The 14,580-nt window shown below is 40.3% G+C and carries 15 protein-coding genes; 2 read left to right on the top strand and 13 right to left on the bottom strand.

All coding sequences use genetic code 11. The features are described 5' to 3' along the window. Positions 1 to 6 precede the first annotated feature (6 nt). Genes ACTNB8_RS04090 through pyrF form a run of 3 tightly spaced genes read right to left on the bottom strand, consistent with a single transcriptional unit; the run spans position 7 to position 2,639 of the window. A complete protein-coding gene (locus tag ACTNB8_RS04090; RefSeq protein WP_441052526.1) occupies positions 7 to 912 on the bottom strand; it encodes a dihydroorotate dehydrogenase in 906 nt (301 codons plus the stop codon). Then, complete coding sequence (locus ACTNB8_RS04085) at positions 909 to 1,691, bottom strand: dihydroorotate dehydrogenase electron transfer subunit (RefSeq protein ID WP_441052525.1); 783 nt, start codon at positions 1,689 to 1,691, stop codon at positions 909 to 911. The genes ACTNB8_RS04090 and ACTNB8_RS04085 overlap by 4 nt, the downstream gene beginning before the upstream one ends. A 21-nt stretch (positions 1,692 to 1,712) precedes the next feature. Beyond that, entirely contained in the window at positions 1,713 to 2,639 is a 927-nt protein-coding gene (gene pyrF / locus ACTNB8_RS04080) for an orotidine-5'-phosphate decarboxylase (RefSeq protein ID WP_441052521.1), read from the bottom strand. A gap of 288 nt (positions 2,640 to 2,927) precedes the next feature. On the opposite strand from pyrF, the gene ACTNB8_RS04075 reads away from it, so the two are divergent. Next, complete coding sequence (locus ACTNB8_RS04075) at positions 2,928 to 3,128, top strand: cold-shock protein (RefSeq protein ID WP_005425201.1); 201 nt, start codon at positions 2,928 to 2,930, stop codon at positions 3,126 to 3,128. Positions 3,129 to 3,202: 74 nt separating this feature from the next. Here the strand turns inward: ACTNB8_RS04075 and ACTNB8_RS04070 are convergent, their stop codons facing one another. Continuing rightward, positions 3,203 to 3,463 (bottom strand): hypothetical protein, encoded by a 261-nt coding sequence (locus ACTNB8_RS04070; RefSeq protein WP_441052507.1) that lies wholly within the window; start codon positions 3,461 to 3,463, stop codon positions 3,203 to 3,205. A gap of 83 nt (positions 3,464 to 3,546) precedes the next feature. Then, the gene (locus tag ACTNB8_RS04065) at positions 3,547 to 4,386 is read right to left on the bottom strand and encodes a DegV family protein (protein ID WP_441052505.1); all 840 of its coding nucleotides are present in this window, start codon (positions 4,384 to 4,386) and stop codon (positions 3,547 to 3,549) included. A 185-nt stretch (positions 4,387 to 4,571) separates the two neighbouring features. On the opposite strand from ACTNB8_RS04065, the gene ACTNB8_RS04060 reads away from it, so the two are divergent. After that, on the top strand, positions 4,572 to 5,075 hold the full coding sequence (locus ACTNB8_RS04060) for a DUF5721 family protein (RefSeq protein WP_441052503.1): 504 nt from the start codon (positions 4,572 to 4,574) through the stop codon (positions 5,073 to 5,075). On the opposite strand, the gene ACTNB8_RS04055 is transcribed toward ACTNB8_RS04060, so the two are convergent. From ACTNB8_RS04055 to ACTNB8_RS04020, 8 genes are all read right to left on the bottom strand, one after another. Continuing rightward, complete coding sequence (locus ACTNB8_RS04055) at positions 5,026 to 5,415, bottom strand: sporulation initiation factor Spo0A C-terminal domain-containing protein (RefSeq protein ID WP_441052501.1); 390 nt, start codon at positions 5,413 to 5,415, stop codon at positions 5,026 to 5,028. The two genes, ACTNB8_RS04060 and ACTNB8_RS04055, sit on opposite strands and share 50 nt — an antisense overlap. A gap of 380 nt (positions 5,416 to 5,795) precedes the next feature. Continuing rightward, complete coding sequence (gene htpG, locus ACTNB8_RS04050) at positions 5,796 to 7,850, bottom strand: molecular chaperone HtpG (protein WP_441052499.1); 2,055 nt, start codon at positions 7,848 to 7,850, stop codon at positions 5,796 to 5,798. A gap of 229 nt (positions 7,851 to 8,079) precedes the next feature. Beyond that, entirely contained in the window at positions 8,080 to 11,154 is a 3,075-nt protein-coding gene (locus ACTNB8_RS04045; protein WP_441052497.1) for a choice-of-anchor D domain-containing protein, read from the bottom strand. A gap of 234 nt (positions 11,155 to 11,388) precedes the next feature. Then, entirely contained in the window at positions 11,389 to 11,646 is a 258-nt protein-coding gene (locus ACTNB8_RS04040) for a glyoxalase (protein WP_296156345.1), read from the bottom strand. Beyond that, positions 11,647 to 12,450 carry an HAD family hydrolase gene (locus tag ACTNB8_RS04035; protein ID WP_441052495.1) on the bottom strand — a complete coding sequence of 268 codons (804 nt, stop codon included), beginning with the start codon at positions 12,448 to 12,450 and terminating at the stop codon, positions 11,647 to 11,649. After that, complete coding sequence (locus ACTNB8_RS04030; protein WP_441052493.1) at positions 12,443 to 13,108, bottom strand: HAD family hydrolase; 666 nt, start codon at positions 13,106 to 13,108, stop codon at positions 12,443 to 12,445. The genes ACTNB8_RS04035 and ACTNB8_RS04030 overlap by 8 nt, the downstream gene beginning before the upstream one ends. Next, positions 13,086 to 13,703, bottom strand: a complete 618-nt coding sequence (locus tag ACTNB8_RS04025; RefSeq protein WP_441052492.1) for a Maf family protein — start codon at positions 13,701 to 13,703, stop codon at positions 13,086 to 13,088. Before ACTNB8_RS04025 ends, ACTNB8_RS04030 begins: the two co-directional genes overlap by 23 nt. Positions 13,704 to 13,835: 132 nt before the next feature. After that, entirely contained in the window at positions 13,836 to 14,546 is a 711-nt protein-coding gene (locus ACTNB8_RS04020) for a glycosyltransferase family 2 protein (RefSeq protein ID WP_441052490.1), read from the bottom strand. Positions 14,547 to 14,580 lie beyond the last annotated feature (34 nt).

Raw genomic sequence — 14,580 nt, 5'->3', positions numbered from 1 at the left:
ATTACCTTATTTAACAATGCCAATCAACTGACTGATATCTTCAACTTTCTGTTGTTTCATGAATTCTTCAATTCCTTCTGCAATTTCAACTGTTGCATACGGATTAAAGAAGTTTGCAGTTCCAACGGACACTGCTGTAGCACCTGCCATAATAAACTCAAGTGCATCTTCTGCTGTGGCAATTCCGCCCATTCCGATGATTGGAAGTGATACAGCCTGCGCAACCTGATATACCATCCGTACAGCTACCGGTTTAACGGCCGGTCCGGACATTCCGCCCGTCTTGTTAGCCAGTGCAAATGTTCTCCTGTAAATATCAATTTTCATTCCTGTAATAGTATTAATCAGAGAAAGAATATCTGCCCCTCCGGATTCCGCTGCTTTTGCCATTTCTGTGATATCAGTCACATTCGGACTGAGTTTCATGATGATCGGCTGTTTTGCATATTTCTTTACTTCTTTTGTTATAGCTTCCAGTGCCTGTGGATTCTGTCCAAAAGCAATGCCTCCTTCTTTTACATTTGGACAGGAAACATTGATCTCGAGAAGATCTACAGGTTCATCTGCCAGGCGTTCTACTACTTCACAATAGTCTTCGGTGGATTTTCCACAGACATTAACAATTATCTTTGTATCGTACTGTTTAAGAAACGGAATATCTCTTTTGCAGAAAAGATCAATTCCCGGATTCTGCAGTCCGATCGCATTCAGCATTCCGCTTGCGGTTTCCGTCACTCTTGGTGTCGGATTTCCCGGCCACGGTACATTGGCCACACCTTTTGTCACAACTCCACCGAGACGGTTCAGATCAACAAACTCACTGTATTCTGCGCCGGAACCAAAAGTTCCGGAAGCTGTCATTACAGGATTTTTGAGTTCAACTCCTGCGAGATTTACACCTGTTCTGATCATAATTCCACCTCCGTGCTCAGGAATACCGGGCCATCTTTGCACACACGTTTATTGTGTACCTGTGAGTGTGCATCAATTTCTTTTGATTTGCAGACACAGGCCAGGCATGCACCAATTCCGCATGCCATTCTCTCTTCCATGGAAATCCAGCATGTAATGTTTTTCTCTTCTGCATATTCTTTCAGTGCCCGGAGCATTGGTGTTGGACCACAGGCAAAAATCACATCTGCCTCAAGTGCATTCTCTCTGATCGCATTCAGAACATTTCCTTTTGTTCCTGCACTTCCATCTTCTGTTGCAACATAAACATCAGCGTATTTCTCAAATTCATCATTAAGAAACAGTTCATCTCTGTAACCGAGTACTGCTGTTTTCTTTGCATTCAGCTGTTTTGCAGTTTCAAGCATTGGAGGAATTCCGATTCCACCACCAATCAGAAATACTCTTTTGCCTTCTGCTTCTTCTAGTGGAAACCCGTTTCCAAGAGGTCCCATCGCTTCGATGGCAACTCCTGAATGAAGTCTGGAAAAAGCTTCCGTGCCGGTGTTTTTACCGGTAACTCTGTAAACCAGACGGATTCTTCCGTTTTCTTTATCTATCTCACAGATACTGATCGGACGTGGAAGAAGTTTACTTCCATCTCTTGTATAAAGAGACAGGAACTGTCCCGGTCTGGCATTTGCAGCCATATGATCTGCCTGAAGCCAGAGGCTGAAAATCCCTGTTCCTATTTCTTCCTGGCTGACAATCTTCAGGCTTTCTTTTGTTTTCTCACGCATTTCTCTCCTCCTGTTCTTCTGTCAACGATTGGAAAGTGCACCGCTGATATCTTCGATCATTACTTCTACAGCTTTACGTGAAGCATCTGCGTAATTCAATTCTCCATAAGACGCATATGCTTCCTGTTTGTATGCAGCAATAATTCCTCTGGAAGAATTAACAATTGCACCAAGTCCGTCTTCATTAAAGAAATGTACAAGATCAGCACCTTTGCCACCCTGTGCACCATATCCCGGAACAAGAATAAATGTTTTCGGCATAAGTTTACGAAGGACTTTACCCATTTCCGGATATGTGGCCCCCACAACAGCACCAATATAACTGTATTCATCACCCATATGGTCTTCGCCCCACTGAGCTACTTTTTCTCCAACCCACTCATAGAGAGGACGTCCCTCAATAATTCTGTCCTGGAATTCTCCGCTGGATGGATTGGAAGTTTTTACAAGGATAAAAAGACCTTTCTTTTCTTCTTTACATACATCAATGAATGGTTTGACACCATCTGAACCAAGATATGGATTTACAGTTGCAAAATCCTCGTCAAATCCTGCATACTTTTTGCTTCCTACCCGGACTTTTCCAAGATGACCTACAGCATAAGCTGCAGAAGTGGAACCAATATCGCCCCTTTTGATGTCACCGATCACAACAAGATCTTTTGATTTACAGTAGTCTACTGTTTTTTTGTAGGCCACAAGTCCTGGAATTCCAAACTGTTCATACATTGCTATCTGAGGTTTTACCGCCGGAATCAGATCATAAGTTGCATCTACGATTCCTTTATTGAACTGCCAGATTGCTTCTGCAGCCCCTTCCAGTGTTTCTCCGAATTCCGCAAATGCATTTTCCTGGATATGCTTTGGAATATAATTTAACATCGGATCAAGTCCTACTACGATTGGTGCATTTGTTTTACGGATCTTTTCGATAAGTTTATTGATCATAACTGCTTCCTCCTGAAACTTGTTACTTTTCGTTACTGTTCACTCCGTTCACAGTAACTATTCTTTCTACAACATAATACACGAAATATACCATTTAATAAAGTGTTTTTTTATATATACCTTGACAATTTACCCCCTTGGATATATAATCCAAACATAGACCGCTGATTACTTAATATAAAATCACTAGTTTTTAGAGATTATATATTACATGATATAGTCTGTAAAATCTGGTGATTTTTTTCGTCAGATGGACTTTTAACTTTTTATTTTTATGGAGGTAACATCATGAACAAGGGAACTGTAAAATGGTTCAACGCAGAAAAAGGTTATGGCTTTATCACAGGAGAAGACGGAGCTGATGTATTCGTACATTTTTCTGCAATCAATGGCGAAGGATTTAAATCTTTAGACGAAGGACAGGCTGTAACTTATGATTTAACAGAAGGCGCTCGCGGAATGCAGGCTGCTAACGTTACAAAATTATAATTAATTCTGACACTTCAGGTCTTCGGACAAAATAAAAGCCCCCGGCTAAGCCGGGGACTTTTTATTTTACCTGTTTATTCAGCATCGCTGGAAGCAGCTGAAAGACCTGAAACATAATTATCAACTGCCGAAGTATCCATAACCGTTTCCTGTACAGTGCTGGCATCTTTCTGGGCGATCTTGGAATATGCGGAAAAACCAATCCAGCCGATCATCGCAACACAGATTACAACCCATGCCAGAATCTCAAGTCTGTCTATCAGTCTTTCTTTCTTGGAAGTTCTTTTTCTGTCATACTTCCCTGATTTATATTTGTCTACTTTTTTCTGACTCATATCTGAATCTCCTTTGCTGTATCTAAATCGCTTTCTATCCCTTAATTATACCACACACTCATTCAAAATGGAAGTATTTGTTATTACACAGCAACGATTACACCGCCATCATTTGCATACATGCTGCTGACACCGGCTGTATCAAGAATAACCACATCTTTCATTGGCATTCTTTCCTGAAGTGCTTTCTGAAGCAGCTGTGCTCTTTCTTTACAGTTACAATGTGAAATTGCCAGAACCTTTGCTCCACTGTTCTGTGTCTTCTCCACAATCTGCTGAGCCATTTTTACAAGAGCCTTATTAATTCCTCTTGCCTGATCCAGCTGGCAAATTGCACCTTCATCCGTAGAGCCCATTACCGGTTTAATCTTAAGTGCACTGGCTACCAGTGCTTTCACCTTACTAAGGCGACCATTTTTTCGAAGTGTTTCCAGATTATCAAGCACAAAAAATGTATGCTGTTCTTCAATATATGCGTCTACTGTTTCGATTACTTTTTCAAAAGGATATCCTGCTTCTTCACATTCCTGTATTTTCATTCCGATCAGAGTCTGTCCAACTGATGCGGACTTCGAATTAAATACGTGAATCTTTCTGCCCGGCTTCTCCTCCAGAAGAAGATTCTTTCCAAGAACTGCACTGTTATACGATCCGCTCAGTTCTGCAGAAAGTGTAACTGCATAAATGTGATCTGCATCACAGTCAAAAGCTCTCATATAACGTTCCGGTGAAGGGCATGCGGATTTGGGGCATTCTGAACACTCTGCAACTTTTTTCAAAAAAATACTCTGGTTAAATGTATCATCATCTATTATATTTTCACCACCGACATTCAGAGTCAGGGCAACTGACTCAAAGCGCTGATCTTCTTTCCACTGATCTAATAACTCCCCACAACTGTCTATGATAATTTTATAGCTCAAATATATCGTCCTCTTTTCCATAATATGTAGTATTCAATACCACATCTATATTACCATATAGCTACATATTTGAAAAGACTTTTTGCAAAAACTCTGTTTTTTTTTTAGATTCTGCATTATAATAGGGATACTGTCCACGTCATTTACTGTAACATAATAATGGCAATCTGAAAAAGGAGTTCCAAATGCTCGCAATAAAAATCGATAATGTCAAGACCTTTATGAATCAGTTACTTATAGGAAATACTTTTGATTCCTTCTCTCTGATCGAGGCGTCTATCACTACTTTTAATCATTTTTCTATTGATGGTACACTTCATCCGGACTTTTTTGATACAGATATTCGTAATTCTCTGACAGAATCCGGACGTGTTTATTCTTTATGGAAAGAACTGAAGTCCTACTGTTATTCTCTTACCAAAGGCAGGATTCCACCTTTACAGTTTAAATATGTATTCTGCATCCCTCCCCTGCATGCCGCTTCTGTCTGTCAGTCTGCACTGGAATTCCATGTTGATCCTGCAGTTAAGAATTTTGTTTTTAATATACAATACAAAAACCAGGAACTCATCTGCACAACGGGCGTAGCATTCAGCACTTTTACTCTGGATAAATCGGCAGAATCTCTGTGGGATTCTCTTATTGTAAGCTACCTCCGCAAAAATCAACTTGACTACCATAACCTGTAAAAATATTTCGTTTTTCTTCTCCTGTCTGAAAAACATAATATGCCAGCATATCTATAAATTCGCTGTTTGTAGGTTTGTATCGAAGAGGATAACCAGCTATCTCTTCCAGCATTTTTCTGTTTGTAAGCCAACAGACATTTACAACTGTGCGAATGTCATGTTCCACATTTACAGAAGTTGATTTAAATTTTCTCGCCAGACGTGGATATATATCCTTTGTTATTCTGATTGGTTTTCCCTGCTGCTCTATTGTCATATTCACAGCTTCGGCCACATAATAATATCCTTTATATTTTGCCGTTATCCCCATATGTCTGACTACACGAAAAATTTCTCTCATACTTTCCTTCCCTCCTGCTTTTCCCATTTTTCGACAATTCAAGGATCATTCTGTTATTCGAGAATGCCTCTGCATTCTTGCTGCGAGATGCGCGTCATGCAATATTTGTTGCTCGCCACCTACAGAGGTGGGAGGCATCTCACATCTGATATACTTTTCAGGTTCCTTCACATTAACCTTACAGCAGGGGGAAAAATCTCTCTTAATTTTCGCCATAACCAAAGTTCATTCCATAACTACCCGGAAAATCACAGCCATTCTTTTCCTGACAATTACTTAAATAATAATATATAAATTCCAATCGATTTTGTCAATATTTATGTAAAAAAGGCCATTTTTACCGCAAATTCGGCAAAAATGGCCTATGATTTATCTGTTTTCTATTTATTTGTCAAAAGCATAAGAATCTCGTTACTTCTCTGAACAAATTTTGTCATTTCATCCGGAGACAGCTGTTTATGGCTGATCATAGCAAGATCGTACAACTGCTGACAGATCACTGTTGCATGATCAGATTCCTGATTTTTCTCAAGATACTGAACCAGAGGATGGTTTGCATTGAGAACAAGTGTTTCCTGTCCACCAAACATTCCCGGATCCATTCCATACATGTTATACATCTTCATCATATCCTGCATACGACGGCTTTCTTCTGAAAGAGTCATCATTGCTGCGACAGATTCATTTTTAAGATTTTCTACTTTTACTTCCAGTTTGTCATTATTCAGATTCTTGCGGAACATTTCTGTAAGAGTTTTTGCTGTTTCTTCATCTGCTGTACCATCGCCCTTGAGTTCATCAGTAAGATCCGCATCAATTCTCTTAAACTGGATTGTCTGATCTTTCTGCTCCAGATGAGAAATAAATGGCGTATCAATATTATGTGAAAGAATCACAGCATTCTTGCCAGCAGCTCTGAACATATTAATGTACTGGCTCTGCTGTACCGGATCTGTCACATAGAAAATAGTAGTTTTTTCCGGTTCTCTCTCATTATTTTCGTCTTTTTTCTCTTCAGCATTTTCTTCTGTCTTTTCTTCTGCTGTTTCTTTTTTGTTTTCCTCTATACAGTCTTTCAGAGTAAGATATTTGTTATCAATATCTTTGAACAGAATATAATCATGAAGTTTTTCTGCAAATTTGCTGTCTTTTATACAGCCAAATTTGATAAACGGACTGATGTCATCCCAGTACTTTTCATAGGATTCACGGTCTGTTTTGCACATTCCGGTCAGCTTGTCTGCAACTTTCTTTGAAATGTATTCAGAAATCTTCTGTACAAATCCGTCATTCTGAAGAGCACTTCTTGATACGTTAAGCGGAAGATCCGGACAGTCAATAACACCTTTCAGAAGAAGCAGAAACTCTGGAATTACTTCCTTGATATTATCTGCAATAAATACCTGATTATTATACAGTTTAATAGTTCCCTCTATAGAATCATATTCTGTATTGATCTTCGGGAAATACAGAATCCCTTTCAGATTAAACGGATAATCCATATTCAGATGTATCCAGAAAAGAGGTTCCTTGTAGTCCATAAATACTTTACGGTAAAATTCTTTGTAATCTTCATCTGAACATTCATTTGGATGCTTCATCCACAGTGGATTTGGATCACTTAATGATACAGGACGTTTATTGATTTTGACAAGATCCTTTGCTGGTGAAACCTCAACGGTTTCTTTCTCACCTTTGTCATTTTCTTTTTCTTCTGTCTTTGCATCTTCATGAATATGTTCTACAACAACATCATCGTCACGTAAATCTTTTTCATCAATGGTCTCATATTCCTGCTCTGCATTTTCTTTGGCAAGATAAATGTTTACCGGCATGAAAGAACAGTATTTTTCAATTACCTCTCTCATACGATATTCATTACAGAATTCAAGACTCTCATCATTCAGAAACAAAGTAATTTCTGTTCCAGGTGTAGTTTTATTACCATCCTGCATATCGTATTCTGTACCGCCATCGCAGGTCCAGTGTACTGGTACAGCCCCCTCTTTATAGGAAAGAGTATCAATGTGTACCTCGTCTGCTACCATAAACGCAGAATAAAATCCAAGTCCAAAATGACCGATCATCTGATCATCTGTTGTTTTATCTTTGTATTTTTCAAGGAATTCCGTAGCTCCTGAAAAAGCAATCTGAGTAATATATTCCTCTACCTCATCAGCAGTCATGCCGATACCATTATCTATGAATTTCAAAGTTTTTTCATCTGAATTAACAAGTACCTGTACTGCCGGTTTATAATTGTCCGGGAAAGTATATTCTCCCATTACTTCAAGTTTTTTAAGTTTTGTGATCGCATCACAGCCATTAGATACAAGTTCTCTCGCAAAAATATCATGGTCAGAATACAGCCATTTCTTTATGATTGGGAAAATATTTTCACTGTTAATTGATAAATTTCCATGCTTTTCAGCCATATTATCCACTCCTTTAGTTCATTTTTTAACATCTTTCTATATATTAATCCCCTTACACACAAAAGTCAAGGATTTTTTTAGCACTCATTCAATTTGAGTGCTAACAGTTTCTGATATACAGAGAAATTCCCACCGGCAACTTCTCTTAGAACCTATAGCATTAAAAGAGAGGCTCCTGTTTGGAACCTCTCCTGTTAAATACTGTTTCATATAAATTCAGATACAGCTTTTATTTGCGTTTCTTTTTGTATACGATAACTCCGCAGGCTGCTCCTGCCGCAATGATCAGAATAATCACAAATGGTGCAATCGGTGTATTGTCACCGGTTTTGACCGGTTTTTTCTGATTAGCCGCCGGTGTAATATCCAGTCCCGGTGCAGTTACTTTTGCTTTTGTCACAGAGAACGGCACCTGCTTGGTATCATAGCTGCCTGTATCACTCCACATACTTCCTGAATATTTTTGCTGTTTGAATGTTACTTTCAGTGTATAAGAACCACTTTGTGCAAGTCCAAAAGAAGCAGTGTACGGTGCTGCGTTCCAACCATTGGTATTGATCACCGTCCAGTTCAGCGGAACATAACGGGTATCTTCTTCTTTCGGACTGCCGTTATCCATTCCTGCTCCTATAGCAGTAAATGAAATCTTGGATTGTGTTGTATATACTCCGTTATACTCAATTCCCGTAATCTTATTGTTATCTGTAGAAGCAAGTTTTGCTGAGTATGCATTAACACTGACTTTTACGGTTGTGGTAAGCGCAATTTTATTATCGTTATCCACGCCCTCTGGAAGTGTCACTGCTCCTGTCACAGTAAACGACTGGGCTTTTGTGCTGGATGCATCATAGGAACATTTCTTCATGTCCCAGGTGACAGATGCCTTCATGTTTCCGTTTGTAGTTTCTATCACTACTGTAGATGGAAGTTTCAGGGCATTTGCTTCCTTTTTGGTTCCATTTGCCAGATTTTTGATCTCTGCTGGCTGCTGGATCTTTGTTATCGATGCAGTTCCTTTTACAACCTGGAAATCCACTTTAAGAGATCCTTCCGCATTTGATGTAGAACAAACGATTTTAACCGTCTCAGAATAATCTCCTGGATTCAGTCCAGTTTTGGGTGTAACTGTAAAACTTACAGACTCTCCCGGATTAAGATTCAGAGCATCTGCACTGACTACGCTTATCTGGAAATTATTTGCAGCCGGCTGAATCAAAGTCTCTGCCATATTTCCACTGTTGGTAACTGTAAATTCCTGGCCGGATATCTGTCCATATCCTTTTTTTGCGCTTGCAAAGTTCAGAGCTTCAGGATAAACATTAAGCAGGTGGCTCGCATCTTCTACTGTAAAATATGCTGTTACAACTGCATTCGTTCCCTCTGCATCACTGATTTCAAATGAGTCTGTATACTCATCTCCTTTAGCCGAAAGATTTTTTACCGGACGCACTGTAAGTGTTGTACTCTGGCCTGCCGGTATAACAGTATCTTTCAGTGTAAATTCAAAATTGGTAACTGAATTTGTCACTGCAACATTTGTTGCATCTTTGCTTCCTGTATTTGTAATGGTCACATACTGTTCCTTCGGTGCTTCCGCATATCCGACCACTGCCTTTCCAAACTCCAGTTTCGGATTATCCACGGTAAGTACCGGTGCCGCAATCTTTATGGAAGCTTTTACCGTTACCGCCTTTGTTTCATCTTCATCAGCTGTAAAAGAAATACTGTCTTCATATGTTGTTTCTATATCCAGTACCTCAGTCGGAGTAACCGTAAAATCAAAGCTTTCACCAGGGTTGATCATCTGAGAAGCCGGAGTTACTGTCACATTTCCGTTAAGCGCTGCTGCTTTTACTGTAAGTGCAGTTTCTGAAGAGTTTTTAATGGTTACTGTCTTTGGTGTTTTGTCAGTAAATTCTACAGATTCAGAAGACGTCAGTAATGTTACTGTATTTTCATCTGTGCCTGCCGGTTCTTCCGGCGGTTCTTCCGGCGTTTCTTCCGGTGTTCCTGGCTGAGTCTCAGGTGTCACCTCAGGCAGTTCTGCATTATTATCCTGTCCGTCACTGTCCTGAGAATCAGAATTCTGTGCTGCTTCTACTGTAACTTTCGCTGTAAAAGAAGCTTCTGCACCTTCTTCGCTTGTATAAGTAATAATATCTTCATAACTGCCAGGAGAACGGCCTTCACGCGGACTTACCCAGAGCTGGACGCTCTGACCTGGTTCAAGTGGTGAAGTGATATCCTGTACTGCAAAGTTCTCAGGCGTGATTCCTGTAAAATTAAGTGTACCTGTACCTGTATTGGTCACAGTCACAAACTGACCTTCCACTGACGTTTCCTGTCCTTCCGTAACTGTACCGAAATCCATAACTTCTGCAGTTCCGTCTCCGACTACTGCTGAAGCCTGATAATACACTGCCGCTTCTTCTGAACCGGCATCACTCTGTTTTGTCTCATCCGCAGCAGCATCTTCCTGTTCTGATTCTTCTGCCGAATTTCCGTAAGTACCGTCTTCTGTGGCTGCCGGAATTCCATCGACAGCAGTCGTTCCAGCTGTCTCATCTGTATTATCATCAGATGTAGCTTCCGGAATTCCTGTATCTGTGTTTTCGGAAGTTTCCTGTTGATCTGCTACTTCAGTTTCTGATACTTCCTGGCTCTGATCTGTCATGCCGGATTCTGTATCTGTATTTTCTGCAGGTGCTGCCTCCGGAATTTCCTGCTGGGTCTCATCAGTCTGTGCTTCTGTATTTTCCTGTACATCCTGATTCTGATCTTCTGCTGTACTGTCGGAAGTCTGTGCTGTATCTTCTGGAAGTGCTGCCTCCGTGTTTTCTTCGGAAGCAGTTTCTTCTGCTGCATCTGCCGCCGGTGTTTCTGATGGTGTTACCTCAGTTTTTTCAGCTACCGTATCTGTTGTCGCTTTCAAAGTACCCGTAAAACCTTTATCCTCAATTCCGGTAACTGTAAGCACGATCTTTGAACCAACATCATCAGCTGTGATTTTGTAGGTTTTTTCTTTGCCAAGTTCTTTCAGTTCCGGTGTTTCTCCTGCCTTTTCAGCTGCTTCATTCTCGGGTGTCAGCCGGCTCCAGACATAATTGACACTGTCTTCTGTCAGACCCTCCGGCTTTACCTCCTTGAACTCAGCACTCAAAGTACTCTCTGTCATTGCAGTTCCATGAATCTTAAGTTTGCCATCCAGCGTCACAGTTTCTGCTGCAAAAACTGATACCGGAAGCATGGATAAAACCATGAATAATGACATAAGTATTGCAAGGATATTTTTATTTTTTCTCATTTCTTCTCCTCCTTTACTTATTTTGTTACTGCTCACAGTAATCTTGTTTACCTGCCTCATCTCTAATAAATCCTGTTTGTTTTTCAATTATCTGTTAGTGATTATAACATACGCTCCATCAGTAATGTAATTTCTATTTTCCGTTTACATAAAGCAAAAAAAACATTCTGTCTTACTTCCTGCCGAACAGAACGCTAAAACAGAATGTTTTACAGTAATGTAGTCGAACCGTTATTATCCTTCCACAATCAGATATCCACCGGAAGGCAACCTGAATACTTCACATGCATCTTCCAGATCCTGGTCAGACATACCGCTTACGTCTGCCCCGGCTTCGTCCAGATACTTTCTCACTTCTCTGAGGGATCTTACCTCAACGGCCATACAGTCCTCAAGAAATTCCTCTGCTTCTTCATAAGATTCTGCCACTGGTTCATCATAAAGTCTTCCCTGTTCTTTAAGAAAAGTATTTACACATTCTTCTGTATACATTCAGATTACCTCCTCAATATTACCTTTTGCTTTTATCAGTTTTTTTAATATTGTTTCCACCCGTTCTGTCTCATACGATGCAGATTCCCGTACTCCCTGCTTTGCGTGTGCCATGGCAAAACTGTAAGGTACTGCCTTCAGCATTGCCATATCATTATATTCATCTCCAAACACCACACATTCTTCCGGCCGGATTCCCAGACGCTCCTGATACTCTTTCAGGCCTCTGGCCTTATTTGTCGTGAATGGCACGAAATCCACCCACGCAAATCCGGAAGTAACTACCGTACATCTGTCTCCAAAACGTTCTTTCCAATAACTGACAGAATCTTCCAGGATTCCGCCTCTTTCATATACTGCCAGCTTCATACACGGTTCTGTAATTTCTGAAAGATCTTTTATGATCCTGCAGTTGTTTTTGACAACATTCAGCATCAGATCTTCAAAATGTTCTGTTTTCGGTCTGATATAATAATAATCTTTTGTCGAACAGGTGAATTCTGCCCCGTTTTTATTTTCTATTGCTTTTATAATTTCAAGAACAAGTTCTCTGGGAAAACTGTCCTGATACAGTACTTCATCATTAAACACTGCCAGCCCGCCGTTTTCGCTTATAAAAGCCATCTCATCTGCAACAGGTGCAAACAGCCTTTTCATATTGGCATACTGTCTGCCACTTGCAGCCACAAAAAGAATTCCAAGATCCTTCAGCTCTTTTATAAGCGGAAAAAGTTCTTCAGGAAGACTCTGTGCCCCATTAAGAAGAAGTGTTCCGTCAAGATCACTTGCCACCAGTTTAATCATGATTCAGCTCCTTATATATTTTAAGCAGATCCAGAGGTTTTTCTGCAATGATCTGTGCTCCGTTACTTTCCAGTTCCTCTCTATCACGAAATCCCCATAATGCTCCTACCGTAAACATGCCTGCTGCGGTTCCCGTGAGCATGTCCGTTTTGGTATCTCCGACATACATACATTCTTCCGGTTTTACCCCGAATTCCTCTGCTGCTTTAAGAGGGCCATCCGGAGCCGGTTTACGACGTATCTGATCACTTTGTCCAAGCACAAGATCAAAATATCCGGGGAACATTTTTGCAATAACTTTTATCGCAGCCTCGTGGGGTTTGTTGGAGCATACTGCAAGTTTTGCGCCATGATCTTTCAGCTGCCGAAGCATTGTAATAATGCCATCATATGGAACCACTTTATATAAAGGGTCTTCATCAAATTTTCTGCGGTACAGGTTACGTACTTCTTCATAGTGTACCAGCTCAGGGTCGCCCGCATCAATGAGACATCTTCTGACCAGCATATCGGCCCCCTCTCCGCTGTAATATTTAAAATTATCTGCCGGCTGCTCCTTAAGTCCCATATTTCTTAAAATTTCATTGGCTACATATGCCATTGAATCCAATGTATTTGCCAGAGTTCCGTCAAGATCAAATATACATGCCCTTATCATCTTCAATTCCTCTCAGTTCAATTCCTAATTTTTTTGCCTCATAAAAAAGTCTGCCTACCGGAAGACCGACAACGTTTGTATAAGAACCGTCAATCCCTTTCACATAAATCCCAAATTTCCCCTGTATGCCATAACTTCCAGCCTTGTCCATAGGTTCTCCTGTACTGACATATTCCCGGATTTCTTTTTCTGTAACAGGATAAAAAGTCACATCTGTTTTTTCCGCAAATACCGTTGCTTCCCATATTCCCTTCTTTTTGCACAGAAGAGTAACTCCTGTATACACCTGATGAGTAGAACCTTCCAGCATGCAGAGCGTTCTTATCGCATCAATTTCATCCTCCGGCTTGCCAAGGATTCTGCCTTCATAGGATACAATCGTATCAGCTCCGATTATAATGGTTCCGTCTTCCTGTTTACACTCCTTAGCCACTGTCATAGCTTTCTGAAGAGAAAGTTCCTTAACAATATCTTCCGGCTTTTCTTTCGTAATTATTTCTTCCCCATTGCTTCTGCATATCTGAAAAATTACTCCTGCATTTGTCAGCAGTTCTCTTCTTCTCGGTGATGCAGAAGCCAAAATTATATTTCTCATATCAGACTTCCTTTGTATATTTCTGTTAACTGCTCACAGTATAACCGTTTCCGCCAAAAGACGCAACTGCATAAACAAAAAAACTGCGCGGCTGTATCTCACACCAGAAGATCAACCGCGCATTATCCAATATCACATATCTTTTTTCAACATATAAAAATCCCTGACAGCCTTAATCCCGATCTTCGCAATTTTCTTAAGATTTAAGGAATTGGTTCCCGCCTGTCTTGGCTGGAAAGAAATGGGAAGAAAAACAACTTTTTCCTTATAATGCACAAAGTATGTGGTAAACATGATATTAGGAAGGTTGTAGTTTTCAGGAAGCTTTCCTATGTATCGTGCCACCAGTTCTGCACGCATCAGTCGAAACGGCGCATTAGCATCCGGAATTCTCACCCCGAAAACAAGCCTTAGAAGGAAACAAACAGTATTTTCCACAAACTTACGGGATTTTCCATCCCCTCTCTCACGGCGGTTACCTATAACTGCATCATAAGAATTCCGTTTTTCCCAGAAAGGCTCAAATTCTGCAGGATTTGTCTGTCCATCAGAATCAGTTTGAAAAATGTAGTCGGCATGATTTTGGAGAGCATAGCGGTAGCCGTAGAGAACTGTAGAACCATGCCCACCATTGCTTTTTGTAAGCGGAACGAGCAGCGGACGTGTTTTTGCCAGCTCACAAGTCAGGTCATAAGTATTGTCTTTACTTCCATCATTAATAATGACCAGGCGAGAACTTCCTTCTTCATTATGAGATTCTACTATTGGATACCATTCATTAATAGTATTTTCTATATTTTCTGACTCATTATATGCGGGGATTATAATATAAAGCGATGACATATTTTCACTCCTTTTTGATATACATTTCCATATG

Origin of the sequence: Blautia sp. HCP28S3_G10 (assembly GCF_052065235.1) — a bacterium.
Taxonomy (GTDB): domain Bacteria; phylum Bacillota; class Clostridia; order Lachnospirales; family Lachnospiraceae; genus Blautia_A.
This window is presented reverse-complemented; position numbering and strand designations above follow the sequence as displayed.

Coding starts and splice junctions, on each gene's coding strand:
- ACTNB8_RS04030 (WP_441052493.1), bottom strand. CDS start 13,108: ATGATAAGGGCATGTATATTTGATCTTGACGGAACTCTGGCAAATACA.
- ACTNB8_RS04035 (WP_441052495.1), bottom strand. CDS start 12,450: ATGATTAAACTGGTGGCAAGTGATCTTGACGGAACACTTCTTCTTAAT.
- ACTNB8_RS04025 (WP_441052492.1), bottom strand. CDS start 13,703: ATGAGAAATATAATTTTGGCTTCTGCATCACCGAGAAGAAGAGAACTG.
- pyrF (WP_441052521.1), bottom strand. CDS start 2,639: ATGATCAATAAACTTATCGAAAAGATCCGTAAAACAAATGCACCAATC.
- htpG (WP_441052499.1), bottom strand. CDS start 7,850: ATGGCTGAAAAGCATGGAAATTTATCAATTAACAGTGAAAATATTTTC.
- ACTNB8_RS04060 (WP_441052503.1), top strand. CDS start 4,572: ATGCTCGCAATAAAAATCGATAATGTCAAGACCTTTATGAATCAGTTA.
- ACTNB8_RS04085 (WP_441052525.1), bottom strand. CDS start 1,691: ATGCGTGAGAAAACAAAAGAAAGCCTGAAGATTGTCAGCCAGGAAGAA.
- ACTNB8_RS04075 (WP_005425201.1), top strand. CDS start 2,928: ATGAACAAGGGAACTGTAAAATGGTTCAACGCAGAAAAAGGTTATGGC.
- ACTNB8_RS04090 (WP_441052526.1), bottom strand. CDS start 912: ATGATCAGAACAGGTGTAAATCTCGCAGGAGTTGAACTCAAAAATCCT.
- ACTNB8_RS04055 (WP_441052501.1), bottom strand. CDS start 5,415: ATGAGAGAAATTTTTCGTGTAGTCAGACATATGGGGATAACGGCAAAA.
- ACTNB8_RS04045 (WP_441052497.1), bottom strand. CDS start 11,154: ATGAGAAAAAATAAAAATATCCTTGCAATACTTATGTCATTATTCATG.
- ACTNB8_RS04020 (WP_441052490.1), bottom strand. CDS start 14,546: ATGTCATCGCTTTATATTATAATCCCCGCATATAATGAGTCAGAAAAT.
- ACTNB8_RS04040 (WP_296156345.1), bottom strand. CDS start 11,646: ATGTATACAGAAGAATGTGTAAATACTTTTCTTAAAGAACAGGGAAGA.
- ACTNB8_RS04070 (WP_441052507.1), bottom strand. CDS start 3,463: ATGAGTCAGAAAAAAGTAGACAAATATAAATCAGGGAAGTATGACAGA.